Origin of the sequence: Brevibacillus thermoruber 423 (assembly GCF_000454065.1) — a bacterium.
GTDB lineage: Bacteria > Bacillota > Bacilli > Brevibacillales > Brevibacillaceae > Brevibacillus > Brevibacillus thermoruber.
The window spans coordinates 836-23,285 of the sequence record NZ_KE695654.1 but is presented as its reverse complement, the minus strand read 5'-3'; the positions used below and the strand labels follow the sequence as shown (position 1 = coordinate 23,285).

Annotated in this window: 23 protein-coding genes, 1 rRNA gene and 1 riboswitch (1 of these 25 only partly in view); of the genes, 16 read left to right on the top strand and 8 right to left on the bottom strand. The window is 59.6% G+C overall.

The window, feature by feature from the left end; all coding sequences use genetic code 11:
• Positions 1-122 precede the first annotated feature (122 nt).
• Together M516_RS25745 and M516_RS0119480 are read right to left on the bottom strand one after the other, a co-directional pair.
• Complete coding sequence (locus tag M516_RS25745) at positions 123-263, bottom strand: hypothetical protein (RefSeq protein ID WP_162836754.1); 141 nt, start codon at positions 261-263, stop codon at positions 123-125.
• Between the two features lie 81 nt (positions 264-344).
• A complete protein-coding gene (locus M516_RS0119480) occupies positions 345-1,637 on the bottom strand; it encodes a glutamate-1-semialdehyde 2,1-aminomutase (protein ID WP_029100604.1) in 1,293 nt (430 codons plus the stop codon).
• Positions 1,638-1,790: 153 nt separating this feature from the next.
• Here M516_RS0119480 and M516_RS0119475 point away from each other — a divergent pair, with 153 nt between their 5' ends.
• The gene (locus M516_RS0119475; RefSeq protein ID WP_029100603.1) at positions 1,791-2,645 is read left to right on the top strand and encodes a protein phosphatase 2C domain-containing protein; all 855 of its coding nucleotides are present in this window, start codon (positions 1,791-1,793) and stop codon (positions 2,643-2,645) included.
• Here M516_RS0119475 and M516_RS25740 read toward each other — a convergent pair.
• Both M516_RS25740 and M516_RS0119465 read right to left on the bottom strand, forming a co-directional pair.
• A complete protein-coding gene (locus M516_RS25740) occupies positions 2,624-2,782 on the bottom strand; it encodes a hypothetical protein (RefSeq protein WP_193746999.1) in 159 nt (52 codons plus the stop codon). The genes M516_RS0119475 and M516_RS25740 overlap by 22 nt on opposite strands.
• Before the next feature lie 84 nt (positions 2,783-2,866).
• Complete coding sequence (locus M516_RS0119465) at positions 2,867-3,898, bottom strand: hypothetical protein (RefSeq protein WP_029100602.1); 1,032 nt, start codon at positions 3,896-3,898, stop codon at positions 2,867-2,869.
• Positions 3,899-4,098: 200 nt separating this feature from the next.
• Here M516_RS0119465 and M516_RS0119455 point away from each other — a divergent pair, with 200 nt between their 5' ends.
• The 5 genes from M516_RS0119455 to proS all read left to right on the top strand — a co-directional run bounded on the left by M516_RS0119455 (position 4,099) and on the right by proS (position 9,752).
• Positions 4,099-5,109 carry an ABC transporter ATP-binding protein gene (locus M516_RS0119455; RefSeq protein WP_029100601.1) on the top strand — a complete coding sequence of 337 codons (1,011 nt, stop codon included), beginning with the start codon at positions 4,099-4,101 and terminating at the stop codon, positions 5,107-5,109.
• A complete protein-coding gene (locus M516_RS0119450; RefSeq protein ID WP_029100600.1) occupies positions 5,102-5,896 on the top strand; it encodes an ABC transporter permease in 795 nt (264 codons plus the stop codon). Before M516_RS0119455 ends, M516_RS0119450 begins: the two co-directional genes overlap by 8 nt.
• A gap of 3 nt (positions 5,897-5,899) precedes the next feature.
• Positions 5,900-6,697, top strand: a complete 798-nt coding sequence (locus M516_RS0119445) for an ABC transporter permease (protein ID WP_029100599.1) — start codon at positions 5,900-5,902, stop codon at positions 6,695-6,697.
• A 288-nt stretch (positions 6,698-6,985) separates the two neighbouring features.
• Positions 6,986-7,135: riboswitch (FMN riboswitch) on the top strand.
• Between the two features lie 259 nt (positions 7,136-7,394).
• On the top strand, positions 7,395-8,000 hold the full coding sequence (locus M516_RS0119440) for an ECF transporter S component (protein ID WP_029100598.1): 606 nt from the start codon (positions 7,395-7,397) through the stop codon (positions 7,998-8,000).
• A 285-nt stretch (positions 8,001-8,285) separates the two neighbouring features.
• A complete protein-coding gene (gene proS / locus M516_RS0119435; RefSeq protein WP_029100597.1) occupies positions 8,286-9,752 on the top strand; it encodes a proline--tRNA ligase in 1,467 nt (488 codons plus the stop codon).
• A 66-nt stretch (positions 9,753-9,818) separates the two neighbouring features.
• Here proS and M516_RS0119430 read toward each other — a convergent pair whose 3' ends face one another.
• On the bottom strand, positions 9,819-10,469 hold the full coding sequence (locus tag M516_RS0119430; protein WP_029100596.1) for an HAD family hydrolase: 651 nt from the start codon (positions 10,467-10,469) through the stop codon (positions 9,819-9,821).
• An 89-nt stretch (positions 10,470-10,558) separates the two neighbouring features.
• A complete protein-coding gene (locus M516_RS0119425) occupies positions 10,559-11,176 on the bottom strand; it encodes a winged helix-turn-helix domain-containing protein (protein WP_029100595.1) in 618 nt (205 codons plus the stop codon).
• Positions 11,177-11,369: 193 nt separating this feature from the next.
• Between M516_RS0119425 and bcp the strand changes: the two genes are divergently transcribed.
• The 5 genes from bcp (at position 11,370) to M516_RS0119400 (ending at position 15,599) form a co-directional block, all read left to right on the top strand.
• Positions 11,370-11,840: a thioredoxin-dependent thiol peroxidase gene (gene bcp / locus M516_RS0119420; RefSeq protein WP_029100594.1), complete on the top strand. Its 471-nt coding sequence runs from the start codon at positions 11,370-11,372 to the stop codon at positions 11,838-11,840.
• Between the two features lie 88 nt (positions 11,841-11,928).
• Positions 11,929-12,981, top strand: coding sequence for a M42 family metallopeptidase (locus tag M516_RS0119415; protein WP_029100593.1), 1,053 nt, complete (start codon positions 11,929-11,931; stop codon positions 12,979-12,981).
• Positions 12,982-12,992: 11 nt separating this feature from the next.
• A complete protein-coding gene (locus tag M516_RS0119410; protein WP_029100592.1) occupies positions 12,993-13,754 on the top strand; it encodes a class I SAM-dependent methyltransferase in 762 nt (253 codons plus the stop codon).
• A gap of 68 nt (positions 13,755-13,822) precedes the next feature.
• Entirely contained in the window at positions 13,823-14,383 is a 561-nt protein-coding gene (locus M516_RS0119405) for a cob(I)yrinic acid a,c-diamide adenosyltransferase (protein ID WP_029100591.1), read from the top strand.
• Positions 14,384-14,792: 409 nt separating this feature from the next.
• Positions 14,793-15,599 carry a GNAT family N-acetyltransferase gene (locus M516_RS0119400; protein WP_051188308.1) on the top strand — a complete coding sequence of 269 codons (807 nt, stop codon included), beginning with the start codon at positions 14,793-14,795 and terminating at the stop codon, positions 15,597-15,599.
• Between the two features lie 42 nt (positions 15,600-15,641).
• On the opposite strand, the gene M516_RS0119395 is transcribed toward M516_RS0119400, so the two are convergent.
• On the bottom strand, positions 15,642-16,547 hold the full coding sequence (locus M516_RS0119395) for a complex I NDUFA9 subunit family protein (RefSeq protein ID WP_029100589.1): 906 nt from the start codon (positions 16,545-16,547) through the stop codon (positions 15,642-15,644).
• 145 nt (positions 16,548-16,692) lie between these two features.
• Between M516_RS0119395 and nth the strand changes: the two genes are divergently transcribed.
• The 3 genes from nth to M516_RS0119380 all read left to right on the top strand — a co-directional run bounded on the left by nth (position 16,693) and on the right by M516_RS0119380 (position 19,962).
• Positions 16,693-17,394 carry an endonuclease III gene (nth, locus tag M516_RS0119390; RefSeq protein ID WP_029100588.1) on the top strand — a complete coding sequence of 234 codons (702 nt, stop codon included), beginning with the start codon at positions 16,693-16,695 and terminating at the stop codon, positions 17,392-17,394.
• A 152-nt stretch (positions 17,395-17,546) separates the two neighbouring features.
• Positions 17,547-17,981 carry a peroxide-responsive transcriptional repressor PerR gene (gene perR / locus M516_RS0119385; RefSeq protein ID WP_029100587.1) on the top strand — a complete coding sequence of 145 codons (435 nt, stop codon included), beginning with the start codon at positions 17,547-17,549 and terminating at the stop codon, positions 17,979-17,981.
• A 250-nt stretch (positions 17,982-18,231) separates the two neighbouring features.
• A complete protein-coding gene (locus tag M516_RS0119380) occupies positions 18,232-19,962 on the top strand; it encodes a glycosyl hydrolase family 18 protein (protein ID WP_029100586.1) in 1,731 nt (576 codons plus the stop codon).
• A gap of 105 nt (positions 19,963-20,067) precedes the next feature.
• Here the strand turns inward: M516_RS0119380 and M516_RS0119375 are convergent, their stop codons facing one another.
• Entirely contained in the window at positions 20,068-20,442 is a 375-nt protein-coding gene (locus M516_RS0119375) for a YgzB family protein (RefSeq protein WP_029100585.1), read from the bottom strand.
• Positions 20,443-20,557: 115 nt separating this feature from the next.
• On the opposite strand from M516_RS0119375, the gene M516_RS0119370 reads away from it, so the two are divergent.
• Both M516_RS0119370 and M516_RS0119365 read left to right on the top strand, forming a co-directional pair.
• Positions 20,558-21,436 (top strand): hypothetical protein, encoded by an 879-nt coding sequence (locus M516_RS0119370; protein ID WP_029100584.1) that lies wholly within the window; start codon positions 20,558-20,560, stop codon positions 21,434-21,436.
• Positions 21,437-21,681: 245 nt separating this feature from the next.
• A 16S ribosomal RNA gene (locus M516_RS0119365) occupies positions 21,682-22,450 on the top strand (it continues 676 nt past the right edge of the window).

Here is a 22,450-nt window from a genome sequence, read left to right as displayed (position 1 = left end):
CGTTTGAAAGCGTTTTTATGCAAATAAAATGTTTTTGTTCGATAAAAACGGCTGTCCCACGGGCTTTAAAAAAAGCGCATTCCCCTTTGGTAAATAGAGGAATGCGCTTTTTCGTCCATCGGTTATCGGTCGTGCTGTTGGGTTTTGTGATGTTCGGTTTTTCGCGGGTTTTGGAAGCCCACGACCTCCATCATCTTGGAACTCATCTTCGGGTCCATTGTCTTTTCCGGCGCCTGCGGGTAAGTGTGTTCGCCTTTGGACACGGGGTTCCCTCCTGTTTGTGTGCTGTCACAGGCTAGTATGCCCGGAACGGCTGGCGGCTCCCGCAGGCAATTTCTGCCCGGTTACTTCGCGAGCGCGGCAAATGCGCGGTCCACGGCCGCCACGGTGGCACGAATGTCGTCTTCCGTGTGGGCGGTGGTGATGAACCAGGCTTCGTATTTGGACGGCGCGAGGCAGATGCCCTCGTCCAGCATCAGCCGGAAGAAGCGGGCAAACAATTCCCCGTCCGCCGCCTGAGCGGAGGCGTAGTCGGTGACCGGCCGGTCCGTGAAGTAGACGGCCAGCGCTCCTTTGACGCGGTTCACCTGAACGGTGATTCCGTGTGTATCGGCAGCGCGGCGAATACCCTGTTCCAGGAGCGCCCCCAACCGTTCAAACTCCTCGTACACGCCCGGCTGCCGGAGCACCTCCAGGCAGGCAATGCCGGCCCGGATCGACGCTGGATTGCCCGCCATCGTGCCCGCCTGGTAGGCAGGACCGAGCGGCGCCACCTGCTCCATGATCTCGCGCCGGCCGCCGTACGCGCCGATCGGCAGCCCGCCGCCGATGATTTTGCCCAGCGCGGTCAGGTCCGGTTCCACGCCCAGCAGGTTTTGCGCCCCGCCGTAGCAGAAGCGGAAGCCGGTGATCACTTCGTCGTAGACGACCAGCGCGCCCGCCTCGTGGGCGATCCGGTTCACCGCTTCCAGGAAACCGGGCTTGGGCGGCACGATCCCGAAGTTGCCGACGATCGGCTCCACCAGGACGCAGGCGGTCTCATGTCCCCAGACGCGGATCGCTTCCGCAAACGCGTCAATGTCGTTGTAGGGGACGGTGATCACTTCGTTGGCGATGCTCTGCGGGATACCGGCGCTGTCCGGAATGCCCAGCGTGGACGGCCCCGACCCCGCCGCCACCAGCACCAGGTCGGAGTGGCCGTGGTAGCAGCCGGCGAATTTGATGATCTTGACGCGTCCCGTGTACGCGCGGGCGACGCGGATGCAGGTCATCACCGCTTCCGTTCCGGAGTTGTTGAAGCGGATGCGTTCCATCGACGGAATCGCCTCGCGGATCATGCGGGCAAACTGGATTTCCCACGGCGTCGGCGTGCCGTACAGCGTGCCGTTGGCCGCCGCTTCAGCGATCGCCTTGGTAATGTGCGGGTGGGCGTGGCCGGTGATGATCGGGCCGTACGCCGCCAGATAGTCGATGTACCGGTTGCCGTCGACGTCCCAGAAATAGGCGCCCTGCGCCCGTTCCATCGTGACGGGGGCGCCGCCGCCGACCGCCTTGAACGAGCGGGACGGGCTGTTCACCCCTCCCAGGATGACCTCCATCGCCTCTTCGTGCAGTTGCGCGGATCGATCTCGTTTCATATGTACTCCCTCTTTTCTGTCCACAAAGTCCTTCATCATCTTACCACAGCCGGCTCCGGGGCGTAATCGGGAAAGGTGCATCTGGCGGGGGTTTTGGAAAAATGATACAATTTTGCGGTGGTTTCCAGAGCGCAAGGAGGCGGTTGAACCATCATGCGAATCGAATGCCTGTCGATTGCCGGAAGCGGCGGCAGCCCCAACGAGGACGCCTATGCCGTCAACGAGTCCCAGCGCGTGTACGCCGTGATTGACGGCGTGTCGTCACTGGTCCCGTATACGGACGAAGCGGGGATGACGGGTGGAGCGATCGCCGCCCGGGTAGTGAAAGAGCATTTGCAGCATCTGCCTGCGGACAGCGATCTGCTCGATGCCCTGCTCGCGGCCAATGCATGTCTGCGGGAGCGGATGCAAAGCGAACAGGTGGACCTGTCCCGGAAAGAAGCGCTGTGGGGTGCGGCTGTGGCGGCGGTGCGGATCGGCGAGAAGGAGATTCGCTACGCGCAGACCGGGGATTGCATGCTGTTTGCCGTGTACGCGGATGATACGGTGCGGGCCCTGACCCATCCGCAGGTCAAACATCTGGAGGAGAGAGCCTTTCGCAAATGGGAGGAAGGCATCCAGGCGGGCATGCGGACGAGGGCGGAACTGATCGAGTACGTCCGCGATATTCTGATCGACAACCGGTATCAGGCCAATACGGACGGCGGCTACGGCGTGCTGAACGGCGATCCGGCCTGCCGCGACTTTCTGGAGTACGGGAAGATCAACCGGACCGGCGTGAAGGTCGTCGTGCTCGTGACAGACGGATTGCTGTGGCCGACCGCCCGGGGAGAAGCGTGGACCGGCTGGAAGGCGACAGTTCTGCCGATCGTGAAAAAAGGGCTGCAGGCCTATGCCGATGACCTGCTCGCCCTGGAAAACGGCGACCCCGAGTGCATCGCCTATCCCCGCTTCAAAAAGTCGGACGATAAAACCGGGATGGTGATCTACCTGTCCAGCAGCCGATAGTCCACAAACACCGCCAGGTTGAAGGAATCGATCGAGTCGCGCTTGTCGTACCGGTAGTCGCTGATCACGAGTTCTCCACGGCGGTTCGTCACGTTCCCCAGTTTGGCCAGCACGTCCCGGCTGTTTGCGGCGCACACCCCCGTCCCCCGCGGCTCCTGCAGGCTGCGGGGGATTTTTCCTGCAAATGAACGATCCGGCTCAAAACAGACCGTTTCGGCATTTTACTGATAAAAAGTACCGGTGCCCCGGGCTTCGCCGGAAAAGCGAATGATGCCAAAGTCATGGTAGGTATTTCCTGTCTTCTCGATGGCCGTGACTGTCCACTCCGCGACCACATCGCCCGTTTTGACGGCGGTCTCGTCGAACAGATTGGGGTCCGGTTCGGCATCGATCTTGACGACGGTGGCCCGGTTCCAGGTCTCCGTGGGACGGTAGTCATAGGTGTAGTGGTCAAGGAGCACCGTGGCGTGTCCGGTGCTTCCTGCGGGACCGACATGCGCGCGGATCGCGTCCGCGTTTTTGGCGCAAAAAAACGTCGCCCGCTCATCTCCCAGGCTGCGCGGGAGTCGCGTCTCGTATTCCGGGTCCACGTGAAAGCAAATGGCATTGGCCAAAAATTCCGTCTCCGCTCCAAAGTGCTGGTACGTCGCTTTCACCGTCGTTTCGCCGGCGAATTCCACGATTCCCGCGTACGAGAGAGGCATGTCGGGGAACGGTGTCATGGAAAAGGACGTGATGGTCATTCCGGCAACCACGTCGCCGGCTTTGGCCGAACGTTCGTCGAAGAGATGGGGTGCGTTTCTGTCCAGCGCCACCACCGAATCAAGCGTGACCGTTTGCAGCACCTCACCGCTGTCTCCCAGTACCTCTGCGGTGATGACGTACGCTTCGTTGAGGGGAAAATGCGGGCGTAAAACCGACCAGCCGTCCGCGGCGTCTTCATCCGTTCCCAACCGCCATGTGACCGTTTCATCCCGTGCCAGCCGGGCCGTAAACGCGACCGCTGCACCCGGGACCTGCCGGGAGAGCGAAATGGCTTCGGGAAACTCGTGCAGGGTGATGGTTCCGTCAACTTTGGGCGAAGCGGGCGTGATCACAATGGACACCGATTCGTCCGGAGAGGTCTGGCGGGAAGAGTCGGGAGAGGCAGCGGGGGCGGTTGTGGGTTCCGGCTTGTCGGAAGGCGGCACGTTTGCCCAACAGCCTGTCAGGATCATGCTGGACAGCAGAAGACGAAGCAGGGAGTGACGCATGCGGGTTGACTCCTTTCAGGGGAAAGTCGATCCTTTATACGGTATGACGAGGGAGGTGGGGGTTTGTTTCGGAAAGACGAAGCCGCAGAGCGAAAAAAAGGCGCACAGCGTTTTCCAGCACAATTGATTTTGCAGAAATGAGTGGCCTTCGCTAAACTTAGCTATGGATTACGTAGAGGCCAAGCAAAGGACGGGTTGTCATGATTCGTGTCAGTCATCTACAAAAGGAGTTTCACATCCATCAGGCCCGTGCCGGCCTGGCGGGTGCGTTTCGCGACTTGTTCAGCCGGGAGTACAAGACGGTCAAGGCGGTTGACGACATTTCCTTTACCGTCGAGGAAGGGGAGATGTTCGCCCTGATCGGGGAAAACGGGGCCGGCAAATCAACCACGATCAAAATGCTGACGGGGATTCTCACCCCGAGCGGCGGCGAGATCGTCATCAACGGCTACGTGCCGTACCGGCAGCGGGAGCAGTACGTTCGCTCCATCGGCGTCGTCTTCGGACAGCGCTCCCAGCTTTGGTGGGACCTCTCGCCGCTGGAATCGTTCCGCCTGCTGAAAAACGTCTACAAGGTGGACGACGCAGCGGGAGAGCGCTGGCTGGAGCGCCTGATCGAGGAGCTGGACATCGCTTCGTTCGTCAGCCAGCCGGTGCGCAAGCTGAGCCTCGGCCAGCGCATGCGCTGCGAAGTGGCCGCCGCCTTGATTCACAAGCCGAAGCTGCTCTTTCTCGACGAGCCGACGGTCGGGCTGGACGTGCTGGTCAAGCAGAAAATCCGGGAATTTCTGCGCAACCTGAACGAAACGGAACAGACGACGATCCTCTTGACCACGCACGACGTGTCCGACATCGAGGCGCTCTGCAAGCGGGTGCTGGTGATGGACAAAGGCCGGCTGATCTTTGACGGCCAATTGGCTGAACTGAAAGAGAAGTGGGGCAACGGCACCGAGGTGGCATTCCAGTTCAAGAAGCGGACCGCGCCGGAAGAGCTGCGGGCAGCGCTCGGCGAGCTGCCCTGTGAAATCCTGCGGGACAACGAGTTCTCGCTGCGGGTAAAGGTGGTGCGCAGCCAGGACATGCTGCCGTTCGTCCTGTCCGTGGTGATGGGCTCGTTTGAGGTGAGCGACGTGAAGATCAAGGAGGCCAGCACGGAAGACATCGTGCGCAACATCTACTCGGCCGACGGCGAGGTCGTCAGCCATGGGTAAACTCTATCTGGAACTGATCCGCATCCGGTTTCTGACCATGCTCGCCTACCGGGTGAACTACTACAGCGGCATCATCATCTACGCGATCAACATCGGCGCCTATTACTTCCTCTGGGGAGCGATCTACGGCGGCCAGCAGCAGCTCGGCGGCCTCACCGTGGAGCAGATGACCGCATACGTCGCCATCGCCTGGATGTCCCGGGCGTTCTACTTCAACAACATCGACATGGAGATCGCTCAGGACGTGCGGGAAGGCAAGGTGGCCATCGAGATGATCCGGCCCTACAATTACCTGTCCGTGAAAACGGCGCAGGCGTTCGGCGAGGGCGTCTTTCGCCTGCTCTTTTTCGCGGCGCCCGGCATCTTTCTGGTCAGCCTGTTGATCCCGTTCCGCTTCCCCGGAACGCCGGAAGCCTGGGGCCTGTACCTGGTCAGCCTCATGCTCGCGTTTGTCATCAACACGGAGCTGAACCTGCTGACCGGCCTGTTTACCTTTTTCCTGTTCCGCAACGACGGGATGATGCGGGCCAAGCGGGTGATCGTCGATCTGATGTCCGGCCTGGTGCTGCCGATCAGCTTTTTCCCCGGCTGGGCCCAGACGCTGATGGGCTGGCTGCCGTTTCAGGCGATCAACTACTATCCCAGCCTGATCTTCACCGGCGCGATTTCGCCGGAGCGGGCGTGGGAGCTGATCGGGCTGCAGGCCGCCTGGATCGCGGTGATTTTCATGCCGATCCTGATCCTGTGGCGGCGGGCCCGTCACAAACTGGTCGTGCAGGGAGGGTAGCCGATGCAAAACGCGCGACACATCATCGGCGTCTTTGCCGATTACCTCGGACAGTATTTCAAGACCAGGCTGGCGTACCGGGCCGACTTTTTCGGCGACCTGGTCTCCAATCTGATCTACGAGCTGATCAATCTCGTCTTCATCATCGTCGTCTTTCAGCACGTGCCGCTGCTGAAAGACTGGACGCGGGACGAAATCATCTTTATCTACGGTTTCTTCCTGATTCCGTATGCGCTGTTTTCGATGTTTTTCAGCTTCTGGGACTTCAACGAGCGCTACATCATCCGCGGCGAGATGGACCGCATCCTGACCCGGCCGCTGCACAACCTGGCCCAGGTGTGCCTGGAATCGATGGCGCCGGACCGCATCTTCGGCGTCATCTCCGGGCTGATCATCATGGGCTACGCCGCTTTCAAGCTGGATCTGTCCTTCCACTGGTACGATCCGCTGGTGTTTGTCGTGCTGGTGATCGGCGGGGCGCTGATCTACGCCGGGGTGTACACGGCGATTGCCGCCATCAGCTTTTTCTCCGACTCGCGCACGGGCATCGCGCCGATGATCTGGAACATCCAGCAGTACGGCCGCTATCCCGTGGACGTGTACAACAAGGTGATTCGCTTCGTGCTGACGTACATCCTGCCGTTCGCCTTCGTCGGCGTCTACCCGGCCGCCTACTTTTTGCGCAAGGAGACGTGGTACACCTACGCGGCGTTCACGCCGGTCATGGGCGTGATCTTTTTCGGCATCGGGCTCGCCGTCTGGAACTGGGGCGTGCGCAAATACAGAGGAGCGGGGTCGTGACCCGCTCTTCCCTTGACAGGCAATCTAGTACTCACCACGCGACTTGTGTTTACACAAAGCGGACCAGGGTGAGTCTTTTTGTTTATCAGGGGAGATTTTCGTGAACGAATCGGCGTATAGGCGAGAATTAAAACCACCACACGCGCCTGTTTCAATGTGGTAACGTTTGGCTTCAGGCGGGGAACAGCGGAGCCCCCGGTCGTTCGTCCGGCAAATGCGCAGAGACACTTCCGGCATTGTCAAATGAATCGGCGACGCCGTATAATAAGCTGGTAACAACCAATACCACAATTCCTTCGGGGCAGGGTGAAATTCCCGACCGGCGGTGATCGCGCAAGGCGCGTAAGCCCGCGAGCCTCCCTGGCGGAAACGCCTGGGAGTGCAGGATCCGGTGCGAATCCGGAGCCGACAGTACAGTCTGGATGGGAGAAGGATGACGACAGTACGTACACCGCACGTGCTTGTTTGCCTGTGCGCGGGTGCGGGATGCGGGGGGTGCATGCCCGATCGGGCCCCCTTCGATTTCGCATACCTGTTGGCGCAGTCATGGGTCGCTGTCCGCGTACGCAAGCCCTGAGGAGAAACGAATCCTCAGGGCTTTTGTTTTACGATTGGTTCGGATGGACGGCCGGGCAGGCGGGACGTACTCGTTGCCATTCCTCATCAGAAGGAAGAAACACGTGAGGAGATGGTACAGATGAAAGTAACAGCGATGCGCTCATCGCAAGCGACCCAGCGGCTGGTGGCGATTCCCATGCTGGCGGCGGTCGCGTTTGTTCTGCAGTATCTCGAGTTTCCGGTACCGATGCTGCCGCCGTTCCTGAAGCTGGATTTCAGCACGCTGCCCGCGTTGATCGGGGGCCTGCTCTACGGACCGGTCGCCGGGGTGCTGGTGGAAGTGCTGAAAAACGCGCTGCACATGCTGTTGAAAAATACGGACGGCCTGCTGATCGGCGAGGTGGCCAACGTGGTCGCGGGCGCCAGCTTTATCCTGGCGGCCATCTATTTGCAGCGCCGGGGCATGGGGAAAAAGGGCTTTGCCGCCGGCCTTGTGCTGGGAACGGTGCTGATGACGGCGGTCATGGCTGTCGCCAACGCCTATTTCCTGCTGCCGGCCTACGCGGCTCTCTACCAGGTGCCGCTGGAGCAGCTCCTGGCCCAGTTCCAGGCGGACAGCGTCTGGTCGTTTGTCCTGTACAGCATCGTGCCGTTTAACATACTCAAAGGGGTTGTGCTGTCGCTGGCAGCGTATCCGCTGTACGTCAAGCTGTCCGGCCGGCTCAACCTCCGCGCGGCAAATTGACAATGATTTCTTGGCTTGCTATGATAGTGCCTAACCAAAGGCAATGAAAGGACCCGCAGGTACTGGCCGTGTTCCAGAGAGTCGGCCCTTGTCTGGAAGGCCGATGCACAGGCGTATCTGCTCCCCATCCTGGAGCCGCTGGCGATGAGCCATGCCGGATGCCCTGCCGTTATCGGGCATTGAGTGGGCCGCAGCACGCCGTTGCGGTCAATCAGGGTGGTACCGCGGGTAATTCCCCCGTCCCTATTGGGATGGGGGTTTATTTTTTTACGAGGAGTGTGTCACATGGCAGACGAAAAAGCGTTTGTAAAGGAGATTACCCCGCAGTCGGAGGACTTTTCGCGCTGGTACATCGACACGATTACCAAGGCGGATCTGATGGATTACACCCCGGTCCGCGGCTGCATCGTGTTCAAGCCGGACGGCTTCGAGCTGTGGGAGCGGATCCAGGCGGCGATGGACAAGCGGTTCAAGGAGACCGGCCACCGCAACGCCTATTTTCCGATGCTGATTCCCGAGTCGTTTTTCCAAAAAGAGAAGGAGCACGTGGAAGGCTTTAATCCGGAGCTGCCCTGGGTGACCGAAGCGGGCGGCGAAAAGCTGGAAGAGCGGCTCGCGCTGCGGCCGACGTCCGAGACGATCATCGGCCACATGTACAGCCAGTGGATTCAGAGCTATCGCGACCTGCCGGTGCTGATCAACCAGTGGGCCAACGTCTTCCGCTGGGAAAAGCGGACAATGCCGTTCCTGCGCACGTCCGAATTTCTCTGGCAGGAGGGGCATACCGCCCACGCCACCGAGGAGGAAGCGCGGCAGGAAACGATGCAGATGCTGGACATCTACAGCGAGGTGGTCGAACAGGAGCTGGCCATTCCCGTCTGGAAAGGGCAGAAGACGCCGACCGAACGCTTTGCCGGCGCGGTCGACACGTATTCCATCGAAGCGATGATGAAGGACGGCAAAGCCGTTCAGGCCGGCACCTCGCACTACCTGGGCGAGAACTTTGCCAGAGGCTTTGACATCAAGTTTCTCGACAGGGACAACCAGTTCAAGTACGTCCATACCACCTCGTGGGGGACGTCCACCCGCCTGATCGGTTCGATGATCATGGTTCACGGCGACGACCGCGGGCTGGCGCTGCCGCCGCGCGTGGCTCCGACCCAGGTCGTGATGATCCCGGTCGGTCCGGTCAAGCTGCGGGAAAAGGTGATGGAGAAGTTCGATCCGCTGTTCGACGCCCTGAAAGCGGCGGGCGTGAGGGTGAAGGCGGACCTGCGCGAAGAGACGCCGGGCTGGAAGTTCAACGAGTGGGAAATGCGCGGCGTGCCGATTCGCCTGGAGATCGGTCCGCGCGATGTGGACAACGGACAGGTGGTCCTGGCCCGTCGCGATACCGGCGAGAAGGTGACGGTCTCCCTGGACCGGGCGGTGGAAGCGGTCGCCGACCTGCTGGAAGAGATTCAGCGGAACATGTTTGAAAAGGCGCTGGCGTTCCGAACCGCCCACTCCCATCTGGACATCGACACCCTCGATGCGCTGAAGGCGCACATCGCCAAGGCGGAAAGCGAAAAAAGCATCGCCGGCTGGGTGCTGGCCGGCTGGTGCGGCGACGACGCCTGCGAAGCGAAAGTGAAGGAGGAGACCAAGTTCACCTCCCGCAACATTCCGTTTGAGCCGCCGACAGTCAAGCATACCTGCATCGCCTGCGGCGGGGAAGCCAAGCATACCGTCTGGTTCGCCCGCGCCTATTAAACCGCCCTTCGGCTGGCGGGGCGAAAACAAAAGGGGCACCCGCGCATATCGGGTGCCCGCTTTTCGTTACTGCGGCTTTTGCTCGCCCAGGACCCAATCGGCAAAGGCCCCGGGGTCGGTAAACAAGTAATCCGGTTCGGGCTGGAAACGGCCCGCTTTTTGTGTGACAGGCAGCCAGTCGACGCCGACCGTGACCAGGGCGGCGGCCCGACCCGCAAGAACGTCGGCGTCGCTGTCCCCCACGTACAGCGTTTGTTCGGCGCGTGCTCCCAGCCGTTCCATCGCGGCCAGAATGCCTTCGGGGTCGGGTTTTGGCCTGGACACGTCGTCTCCGGTGATCACCACGTCAAAGTAGCGGGCCAGCCCCCACGCCTGAAGGGAAATGTCGGCGCTGCGCCGCCCTTTTCCGGTGACAATGCCCATGACGATGCCGGTCTCGCGCAGTCGGTCCAGCATCAGCGCGATCTCCGCCGGATTGTGCACGTGCCGGTGCCCTTCCGCGTAGACCCGAAAAAAGTGGTCGAGAGCCTGTTCCACCTGGTCTGGCGGGATCATCGCCTGCAGGATGCCGGTCTCCGTCGGTCCGAACATGGCGACGATCTCCTCGTCCGCGTAGCGGCGGTGGAGAAACTGCTGAAACGTCGAGCGAAACGCTGTGAAAATCAGCGGCAGCGTATCCGCGACGGTGCCGTCAAAATCAAACAGGATGGTGCGCATCGCAAGCCTCCCTTGCCGGAAACATGGCGAAAACCATCGCGCGGGATGGTTTTCGTGTGTCAGTCATTCCTATGCGTCAGGCGGAGCCGTTATTCGTCGCTGTCCTCAAACGCGTCGCCCTCGTCTTCGGCCGGATCGGGGGGCGTCAGCGGAAACAGCACGTCAAAGAACTTGAACTTGCGGCGGCCGTTTTCGTTTTTCAGCCCCTTGTACTTTTGCAGCAGTTCGCTGATCTCGTCCACCAGTTGATTCCGTTCTTCTTGATTTAAATAAAATTCAGTTAAATTAAATGCGAACGTGTCCTTGTACTCTTTGCGCACGTCCACATCGCTCGCCACAAACCGGTTGAGCGTCCGCATCAAATCCCGCTCCGTGGTGCGGAACGGCGTAAACATGATGTCGCTCAACTGCTGCGCGTTTTCTTCGATCATCAACTGCAGCTTGACCTGGATCACCTTGGCCACCGGCTGATAGTACTTCTCCACAATCGAGCCTTTGACCCGGGTGTCCACCTGTTCCAAGAGACCGACACGGACCAGCTCCTTCACGTGGTAATGCAGGCGGGCGGCGTTTTCGCCCAGCTCGGTCGCGATCTGCTTCGCCGTGCGCGGCTCCAGGTCTTCAAACAGTTCCAAAATTTTTACACGCTCCGGTATGGCAAGAGATTTAAGGGCTTCCGGTTCGGTTACCTGAAAAAACTCTTTCATGATTGATTCACCATCCAGCAACTACGCCAAATTTTTTATAATTCTTTATTCTTTACGAATTTACTATCCATTCATTCTATCGTTTTCTCTCCAAAAGCGCAACGTGTAAGCGGATGAAGTGGTCTGCCGCTTTGTGGTAAAATGAGACAGGTATGTCAAGCAGAAAATCGAAGCGGAAAGTAGGGATCCAACGATGGTAGCAGTGGGACAAGCGGCGCCTGATTTTACCCTGCAGGCGAACAGCAACCGGACGATTTCTCTCCAGGATTTTCGCGGCCAATACGTGGTGCTGTACTTTTATCCCAAGGACATGACCCCAGGCTGCACGACGGAAGCGTGCGATTTTCGCGACTATCACCCGGAGTTTGCCAAGCTGAACACGGTCGTGCTCGGCATCAGCCCCGACGATGTCAAATCGCATGACAAGTTTGCCGCCAAGCACGAGCTGCCGTTTCCGCTGCTGGCCGACCCGGATCATCAGGTGGCGGAGGCGTACGGCGTCTGGGTGCTGAAAAAGATGTACGGACGGGAATACATGGGCATTGAACGCTCCACGTTTCTCATCGACCCGGAAGGCACGATCGTCAAGGCGTGGCCCAAGGTAAAGGTGAAGGGGCACGTCGAGGAAGTTCTGCAAACGATCAGGGAACTGCAGCAGCAATAGGAACAGCCTTCTGTCGGGCTCACTCGGCGAGGAAGGTTCTTTTACGAGGATGCTGCAGCATATAACGCAAGCGATTGGGGGAAACACAATGACCGTATCGACCGACTACATGGTGGAGATGTTTTGCCGTCTGGCCAACACGCCCAGTCCTTCCGGCAATACCGCCAAAGTGATGGCCCTGGTGGAAGGAGAACTGACCCGATTGGGCATCGGCTATGTGCGCACCAACAAGGGAGCGGTGCTGGCTACCCTGCCCGGCAGCAACGACGACAAGCAGCGGCTGCTGACGGCCCACGTGGACACGCTGGGCGCGATGGTGAAGGAGATCAAGGAGAACGGCCGGCTGAAACTGGCCCTGATCGGCGGTTTCGAGTGGAACGCGGTGGAGGGCGAGCACTGCATGGTCGAGACGGACAGCGGCCGGATCATTACCGGCACGATCCTCTCGACAAAGGCGTCGGTCCATGTCTACGGCCGGGAAGCGGGCAAAATGGAGCGCACCGAGCATAACATGGAAGTGCGGCTGGACGAAAAGGTAAACAGCAGGGAAGACGTGCTGGCGCTGGGTATTCGCGTCGGTGACTTCGTTTCGTTTGACCCGCGGGTGACCGTTACCGAGAGCGGGTTTATCAAATCCCGCCACATCGACGACAAGGCCAGCGTGGCCATTCTGTTCGGCGTGCTGAAACACCTGCGGGAGAGCGGAGCCACGCTGCCGTACACGACCCATTTTCTCATCAGCAACAACGAGGAGATCGGCTACGGCGGCAACGCCAGCGTGCCGGAACGGGTGGTGGAGTATCTGGCGGTGGACATGGGAGCGATCGGCGTCGGCCAGACCACGGACGAATACTGCGTCTCCATATGCGCCAAAGACTCGTCCGGCCCGTACCACTACGGACTGCGCAAACACCTGGTGAAGCTGGCCGAGGAGCATGGGTTGAACTACCAGGTGGACATTTACCCGTACTACGGCTCCGACGCCAGCGCCGCGCTCCGGGCCGGATACGACATCGTGCATGGATTGATCGGGCCCGGCGTGGACGCGTCCCACTCCCACGAGCGGACGCACAAGGAGGCCCTGGAAAACACGGCCAAGCTGGTGCTGGCCTACCTCCATTCGGAAGTCATGCAGGCGTAGGTGAAGAGATCATGAGCGACATGTATCGTTGGGCGGAGTATTACGATGTGACGCAGCGCGGCCTGCCGGGAGACGTCGAATTTTACCTGGAGATGGCCCGCGCTGCCGGAGGTGAGGTACTGGATCTCGCCTGCGGTACCGGACGCATCGCCATTCCGCTGGCAGAGGCGGGGGTGAGCGTCACCGGGCTGGACCTGTCGGTCGAGATGCTGGAGCGGGCCCGGAAAAAGGCGGACGAGCGCGGAGTGTCGGGACGGCTTACGTTTGTGCAGGGAGACATGCGGGCGTTTGATCTGGGCAAAACCTTTTCGCTGGTGATGATTCCGTTTCGCTCGTTTTTGCACCTGCTGCACATCCATGAGCAGATGAAGGCCCTCTCCTGCATCCGCCGTCACCTGGCGCCGGGCGGGAAGTTCGTGATGAACGTGTTCGTCCCGAAAATCGCCCATCTCTACGAGGAGAGCGAAAAAATGTCCCTGCGCGGGACCTATCGGCTGGAGTCGGGCGAAGAGATCGCGATGTGGGATTACACCCGCTACGACCACTTTCAGCAGTTGGCCGAGGTGACCCGGACCTACGAGCGGATCTCCCCGGAAGGAGTGGTGACGGAGCGGGTGACGGGCCGCTTTACGCTGCGCTACATCTTTCCGGCGGAGCTGCACCACCTGCTGCGGCTCAACGGGTTGAAAGTGACGCAGCGGTTCGGCTCGTTTGCCAAGGCGCCGTTTGACGCCGCCAGCACCGAGCTGATTGTGGTGGCCGAAGCCATGTGAACCGGCGGCGCGTCGAAAAGCAGCGTGTTGTCGATTTCCAGGGAAATAACGGGAATGGGGGGCTGTTTGTGAAAATCTATACCAAATCGGGCGACAAAGGGGAAACGTCCCTGGTATCCGGCGTGCGCGTTCCCAAGCACGCCGACCGGGTGGAGGCGTACGGCACGTGCGACGAGGCCAACTCCGCCATCGGGCTGGCTCTGTCGCTGCTGCCTGACGGGGAAGCCTGGAACGAACTGCGGGGCGTGTTTCACGTCGTGCAGACCAAGCTCTTCCACATCGGAGCGGAGCTGGCGACGCCGGAAGGAAAACCGGTGGGCTGGCCGATCCGCGACGAGGATGTTCAGTTTTTGGAAGAAGAGATCGACAAGCTGGACGCGACCCTGCCGCCGCTCTCCAACTTTATCCTGCCCGGCGGCCACCCCGCTGCGGCCGCTTTTCACGTGGCGCGGACGGTAGTGAGGAGAGCGGAGCGCAAGGCGGTGCTGGTCAGCCGTCAGGAGCAGGTGAACGGCGCGGTGGTCAAGTATTTGAACCGTCTCTCCGATTACCTGTTTGTCGTCGCCCGCTGGGTCAACCGGGAAACGGGCCGGGCGGAGCAGCATCTGCACGAACAGGGAACGGATTGACCGTGTAGCACGGGCATCAGTAAAAGGCAGAAGGTAGAAGGCAGAAGGCAGGGGGCAGTCAGCGCCTGAGCAGCTTGTTTGCCGTGAGTGCCAAGGCCCGGTCGCCGGCCGCTGGTTGAACAGGAGCGGCCGGTCCGGCCATGCCCCTGAACCGATAGGGAGCAATCCGGGCAAAGGCAGGATCACGAGGTTTCAACTTGCCGAGAAGAAACTTAATTTTTCGAAATTATTATCTACTCGCGAGGAATATGCCGTCGAACCGGCGGACGTTTAGACGACCAAACCCTTGACGGTAGTCTCGCTGCTTACGCTGAGCACAACCTGGAGACGGAGCGCGTCGCAGCCAATCGGCCATCTGCTGCGCCGTGTCCGCCGTTTTCCCATCATGAAAGAAGGAAGGTGACCCAGAGTGGCTGTCCTCTCTCAGGCTGAAATCCTGTCGATTGCGGAACAGACGGACATCGCGTACAAGCGGGCGTTCTCCCGAATGGAGGCCCGTTCCTGGGGGCTGCTGTTTGTCAACGAAGAAAATCCCATGCACTACGATGCCAATCACGCCCATGTGTTCCGACCGGTCGCCGGGGAAGCCGAAGCGGAAGCGATTGTCCGTGAGACCACTGCGTTTTTTTCGCAGCGCGGCATCATTCCCCGCTTGTACGTGTACGCGCCGGAGGACAAGCAGCCGCTGATTTCGGCGTTGGAGCGGCACGGCTTTCAGACGGAATCGCTGCCTGCGCCCATGCAGTTGTGGCAGGGGGGCTTGGCTGACGTGCGGCCGATGGAAGGGATTGCGATCGAACCGGTGACGGCGGCCAATTACGACGACTGCCTCATCGTCGAGTCGATTCCGGAGCTGGGCGGCCGCGACGTCAGGGAGAAGGCGTTTGCCATGGAGTTTGCCCATCCCGATTTTGCGCATTACCTGCTGCGTGTCGACGGCGAACCGGCCAGCTCGCTCTGCCTGCTTCGCGCCGGGGAGTACATGCGGGTGGAAAACGTGGCTACCCTGCCTGCATTCCGCGGCCGCGGCTTGATCGGCCATCTGCTGCGCCATGCCCAGGAGCGGTTTTTGGAGACGGGCGGTGCCCGGCTTTTGGTCTTCCCGATCAATGATCGCGTGGAGCGCGTTTACCGCCGGTACGGCTTCGCTGCCGTTGGCGAGGTTCGGACCCTGCACGCGTACCGCGGTGGCAAAGGCATCCGGGAGATTCGCTGAAAGGCAGAACAACCCCTGATGCGTGATCGGGGGTTGTTCCGGTCATCGGACATACTGGGCAATTCCTTGTCGAAACGGGATTTTGGGCGTGTCAAACGCGCTGTACAGGGCTTCCGTGTCGGAGCAGGCGTTGCCCTCGAGCAGCATGGTGAGCTGCGTATGGGTAATCGGGAAAAAGGAGAAGCCTTCCATCAGCGTGACGACCGGCTTCATCAGCCCCACCGGGATGTGCAGCTTGCGGACGGGCCGTTTGCCGATCACCTCTCCGATGGCGTCCAAAATCTCGCTGTAGCTGAGAGGCGCGGGACCTCCCACTTCAAACGTTTGGCCGGTGACGCTCTCGCGCGTCAGCGCCTGTTCAAAGACGTCGGCTACCGTCTCGCGGGCGACGGGCTGCAGCGGGTAGGAACCGTCGCCGATGACGGGGGTGACGGGAAGCCTGACCAAATGGGCCAGCATGTTCACAAACTCGTCTCCCGGCCCGAAGATGACCGACGGGCGAAAGATCACGTACGGGATGCCGCTCGCTCTGACCAGTTCCTCGGCTTCGTGCTTGGTCCGGTGATAGGCGCTGGCGGCACCGGCTCGCGCTCCCAGCGCACTCATCTGGACGAAGCGGCGGACGCCGGCCTGTGCGGCCGCCTGCAGCACATTTCGCGTACCCTCGACGTGGATGCGGGAAAACGTCACGCCCTTTTGAGGCTGTTCCCGGATAATGCCGACCAGATGGATCACCGCTTCAGAGCCTTCCATCGCCCGCCGAAGCGAATCCGGGTCGAACAAGTCTCCCGGCGCCGGAGTGACCTGCGCTGTGTGCGCCTCCGCCCGCGCGAGCTTCGCCTCCGAACCGGGACGGACCAGACAGGTGACCTCGTGGCCGGCTGCCGTCAGCCTGGACAGCACGCCTTTTCCCACAAAACCGGTGGCACCCGTGAGAAATACCTTCACCCGCATCACCTTCCCCCTGTAACATTCTTCCAATGGTATTCTACACCGGGTTGGTCCGGCCCTGCCATCGACTGCCGCGTTTTTCTAAGGACAGGATGACGGGTTGACGGCGGACGTATAATGAAGAGGAAAGGGGGACATACCAATGGCGCAACGAAAAGTACCTGTCGACCAAATTCTCGATACCCTCTATCAGATGTACCCGGACGCTCACTGCGAGCTGAACTACACAACGCCGTTCGAACTCTTGATCGCCACGATTCTCTCGGCGCAGTGCACGGACAAACGGGTAAACGAAATCACCGGCCCCCTGTTCCAAAAGTTCAACAAGCCGGAGCATTTCATCCATTTGACGCAGGAAGAGCTGGAAGAGCATATAAAAGGGCTGGGTTTGTATAAAAATAAGAGCAAAAACATCCTGGAGACCTGCCGCATCCTCTACGAGAAGTACAACGGCGAAGTGCCGCAAACCCATGCGGAGCTGGAGGCGCTGCCGGGCGTCGGGCGCAAGACGGCCAACGTCGTCCTCTCCAACGCGTTTGGCGTGCCGGCCATCGCAGTCGATACGCACGTCTTCCGCGTGGCCAACCGGCTGGGGCTGGCGAAAAGCGACAACGTGGACGAAGTGGAGCGGCAGTTGATGAAGCGGATTCCGCGGGAGAAGTGGTCCGACGCCCATCACTGGCTGATCTGGCACGGACGTCGGGTGTGCGCCGCGCGCAATCCCCAGTGCGGCTCCTGTCCGCTGCGGGAGATGTGCAGGTATGCCCAGACAGAGGCGAAGAAATCGCGGTCAACATCCACGGCAGCGAAAAAGAAAACGGAAAAGCGGATCGCGGCCAAATGATGGACGGAGGCCCCTCACATTCCCTTTTTCAGCGGAAGGGATATTGACAGCTTTCGCCGACTAGACGTACACTTATTTAAAGTAATTCTAATCAATCACAAACAAGAAACGCTTGTTCGTTTGTCTTGCGAAAGACTGTGGGGTGTAACACAATGTCACAGCGAGTGGAAAAAGCTGTTGAAATCCTGAAAAATACCGGGGTACGTATGACACCTCAGCGTCATGCCATCCTCTCCTATCTGTTGGACAGCATGACGCATCCGACGGCTGACGAGATATACAAGGCTCTGGAGGGCAAGTTTCCCAACATGAGCGTGGCGACGGTTTACAACAATCTGCGCGTGTTCAAGGAGGCGGGCCTGGTTCGCGAGCTGACCTACGGGGACGCGTCCAGCCGCTTTGACGCCAACGTGGAGGAAGACCATTACCACGCCATCTGTACGGAGTGCGGAGCCATCCGCGATTTCCACTTCCCGTACCTGCGGGACGTGGAGGAATCGGCGGCCGAGTCGGTCGGGTTCCGCGTGACCGGGCACCGCATGGAGATCTACGGCGTTTGCGAAGAGTGCCAAAAGAAAACCCATTGAGCGGCGTGCGCCCCGGATCAACACCTTCTGCTTCAACCGGCTGTTCCTGTTGGAGAGAAGGTGTTTTTTTTCTGCCGGTGTAACCTTTTTTCGTCTGCTTCGTCTTTCTGGAAGGGAACGGTTTCCCAACATGTTCCTGCAGACAAAAGGTTGTGAATCGACCGACAATGCCATATGATCAAAAAAGTGGAAACTACCGGGTTGCCGGTCTCTTTTGGGCCGGCGGACCGTGTGCAAGGAGAGCGAATCTGTGAGTCTGGAAGTGGGAATGGCCCCTCGCCCTCGATTCAAGCGCCAGCGAAAGCGCGTGACCCCGATGCTTCTGCTGCTGGTGGCAATCGCCGCCGCGGCGTACTGGTATTTGATGGTCAAACCGTCCAATGAACACGTCGAGCCGTACGGAGGCAGCCGGCAGGCGATCGTTTGGCAGGGCAGCCTGTACGACAAGCCGTATCTGCTGGAAGCGGAGCAGGTGCTGCTGCCGTTTGAATTTCTCAAGGAACACCTCGATCCCGCGATCTATTGGGACGAGCCGACCCGATCAGTGATCGTGACCACCAGGGACAAGGTGCTGCGCATGCAGAGCGGGGAGCTGGTCGCGCACCTGAACAAACGGCCGGTTTCCCTGCAGGTGCCCGTCAAGGAAGTGAACGGCACCCGCTACATTCCGCTCGAGCCTCTGGAAAAACTGTACCGCTACTCGTTCAGCCGCAATCCCGACACCGGGGTGCTGCGGGTGGAAAAGGAAGGGTACGCCGTGCAGCAGGGGAGCGTCGTCAGCGGGGACGATCCGGTGCGCCTGCGCCTGGAGGCGACGCACCGTTCCCCCTATGTGGCCGAGCTGCCCAATGGCGAGGCCGTCGATATTTTGGGCGAAACGGATAAGTGGTACCGCGTTCTGTCCTCCAAAGGGATCGCCGGCTACCTGCCGAGAGAGGCGGTATCGCTGACCGAGGTGCGCAAGGTCAGTCTCGACCAGCCGGTCCGGGAGCAGCCGACCGTGTGGAAGCCGTTGGGGAAAAAGATCAACATGACCTGGGAACACGTGGTCAACCGCAATCCCGACGTTGCGAAAATTGGTCCCATGCCGGGTGTGAACGTCGTCTCCCCCACCTGGTTTGAGCTGAAGGACGGCAAAGGCACGCTGCTCAACAAGGCGGATCCCGGTTACGTGCAGTGGGCCCACAAGCGCGGATACCAGGTCTGGGGAGTGGTGACGAACGGGTTCAACCCCGACTGGACCCAGGCCGTATTGGGCAGCTACGACAAGCGGGAAAACCTGATTGCGCAGATCGTGCACTACGCCCATCTGTACGATCTGGACGGCATCAACATCGATTTCGAAAACGTCTATGTGGAGGACAAGGAGCGGCTCGTCCAATTCGTCCGCGAGATGACTCCGTACCTGCACGAGCTGGGACTGACCGTGTCCATGGACGTCACGATCAAATCGGACAGCGACAGATGGTCCCGTTTTTACGACCGGGCGGCACTGGCCGAGGTCGTGGACTACATCGCGGTGATGACTTATGACGAGCACTGGGCGTCCAGTCCGAAAGCGGGCTCCGTCGCTTCCCTGCCGTGGACGGAGAGAGGGCTGCAGGGCGTTCTGGAAGAGGTGCCGGCCGAGAAACTGCTGCTGGGTGTGCCGTTTTACACCCGGTTGTGGAAAGAAGTGAAGCAGCCGGACGGCAGCGTCAAGGTCACATCCAAAGCGCTGTCGATGGCCGGGGCCGCGGAATGGATGCGGGAGCGCAAGCTGACTCCCGCGCTTGACGAAGACGCGGGACAATTGTTTGTCCGCTATGAGGACCCTGCCGATGGAGCCGTCTACAAGATGTGGCTGGAAGACGTCACGTCCATGCAAAAGCGGGTCGCACTCGTGCACAAGTACAATCTGGCCGGCGTAGCCTCATGGCGGCGCGGCTTCGAACAGCCCGAGATCTGGAAGGCGATCGATGACGGGCTGAACCGAAAGTAAACGCGTTTTTTCCGGCCGCGACTTTCCGGCCGCGACGACGTTTGACCGGAGAAAAAAATCCACCTTGCGCCAATCGGCCGCAGGTGGATTTTTTGTCGTTTTTCGTCAGGTCTGGTTTTGCTGCGGCTGTTCGTCCTCCAGCCGGAGAGGCTGCCCGCAAAACATACAGGCGTCTTCTTTTCCCAGCATTTTCGTCACTTTTTTGCACGAGGGGCATTCCACTTGAGGAGCGGACATGGACACCATGCCGGAAATCATGAACAGGACGGTGCTGCCCATCGTCAGCAAAAAGCCGATGATCAACAGGAGCGTCATAAAGGCGTAGGAACCCTTCAACCATGTGCCAAGGAACGGAATAAAGTCCAGGTAACCGGCAAAAAACGCATACCCGGAATACATCAGCAGGATGCCGATCCCCATGCTCCAGTTGCCCCAGGTACGCATGCGCTTGATCTTGCTCAGGCGGTCAGTTTTCTTCATTATCATTCCTCCTGTTCCCAGTATAGCATAGAAAGGTTTTGTCTGTTGACAAGCAGGAAACGGACAAGCCTTGTAGAATCCATAAGTTCAAACTGCGGGAGAGGAGGGGAAAAAAGTGAATGAGAGGTCGCCGGCTGAAGACTGCCAGGCTCATCTGAAACTGCTGCAACGGCGGCGGGACGTTCAAGCGGTGCTGGTGATGCCGGACCATTTGAAAATCCCCCCGTTTCAGGCGGAGCCCCTGTACCTCCTCGTGATCACGCAGGCTGCAGGAAACGGGAGCGTCAAACAGTACCGGCTGTCTGACCGGATGGTGGTTGAGCGGCACATCAGCGCCTGGGAGCTGGAAAAGAGCGCGGTTCACGGTCTGGGTGAGCAGATGGCCGCCTGGATGGAGCGGGCGGAATTGGTCTGGGCCAAGGACGACCATACGAAACAGTTGATTCAGCGGTTGAGGCGGTTGTCCGATTCGCTGCAAAAGCGGATGCTGTGCAGGGAATACTCGCGCATGCTCCGCCATTTTCAGGAAACCAAAGACTTTCTCCAGTTGGGCATGCCGCTAGACGCCTATCTGGCGTTGATCAAGACGCTGCACGCCTGGGCGAGATGGATTGCGTTCGCGGAGGGCGAACAGCCGGCTCCGGAGCTCTGGACGCAGGTCAAACGGTTGGACCCCGCTGTCTGCAAGCTGTACGAAGAGCTGGTGGTCAATGATGAAGCGCTGGACAAGCGCATGGAGCTGCTGCTCTTGCCGATCGAGTTTTTCCTTTCCTCGAAATTGAGGGAATCGGTTCGCTTTCTCCTGGAGATCATGGGGAGCAAGCAGGGGGCGTGGACGTTGGCGGAGCTGCTGGAACATCCGCTGATCGCCAACAGCGGGATGGAGCTGGAGATCCTGCTGGAGAAGCTGGTCCAGCGTTCGCTCGTGCTGGAAGTCCCTTGCGGCAGCAAGGACGGTGTGGGCAGTGAAATCGGCTATCTTTCATTGAAGTAAATTTTTTTAAATGCTATTGACTTGTTTGTTTTGTCTGTGCTATATTAACAATCGTCGCTGCTGAACCAAGCAAAACGGCGACGCTGAAAAAAATACCACTTGATTTTCGAGCAAACGATGTGGTAAATTAAAAAAGTCGCCTCTGGGCGGCTGACCAATCTGAAATGCTCCTTGAAAACTGAACAGCGAAAGCGTTGAACGAGCCTAGCAATTCTTTTTCTTGAAGCTAACGATTCAACTCAACTTTATTGGAGAGTTTGATCCTGGCTCAGGACGAACGCTGGCGGCGTGCCTAATACATGCAAGTCGAGCGGACCTGTTTGAAGCTTGCTTCAAACAGGTTAGCGGCGGACGGGTGAGTAACACGTAGGCAACCTGCCCGTAAGATCGGGATAACGTAGGGAAACTTACGCTAATACCGGATAGGGCACCTTCTCGCATGAGAGGGTGCGGAAAGGTGGCGCAAGCTACCACTTGCGGATGGGCCTGCGGCGCATTAGCTAGTTGGTGGGGTAACGGCCTACCAAGGCGACGATGCGTAGCCGACCTGAGAGGGTGACCGGCCACACTGGGACTGAGACACGGCCCAGACTCCTACGGGAGGCAGCAGTAGGGAATTTTCCACAATGGGCGAAAGCCTGATGGAGCAACGCCGCGTGAACGATGAAGGTCTTCGGATTGTAAAGTTCTGTTGTCAGGGACGAACAAGTACCGTTCGAACAGGGCGGTACCTTGACGGTACCTGACGAGAAAGCCCCGGCTAACTACGTGCCAGCAGCCGCGGTAATACGTAGGGGGCAAGCGTTGTCCGGAATTATTGGGCGTAAAGCGCGCGCAGGCGGTCGGGTAAGTCTGATGTCAAAGCCCGGGGCTCAACCCCGGTACGCATTGGAAACTGCTCGACTTGAGTGCAGAAGAGGAAAGCGGAATTCCACGTGTAGCGGTGAAATGCGTAGAGATGTGGAGGAACACCAGTGGCGAAGGCGGCTTTCTGGTCTGTAACTGACGCTGAGG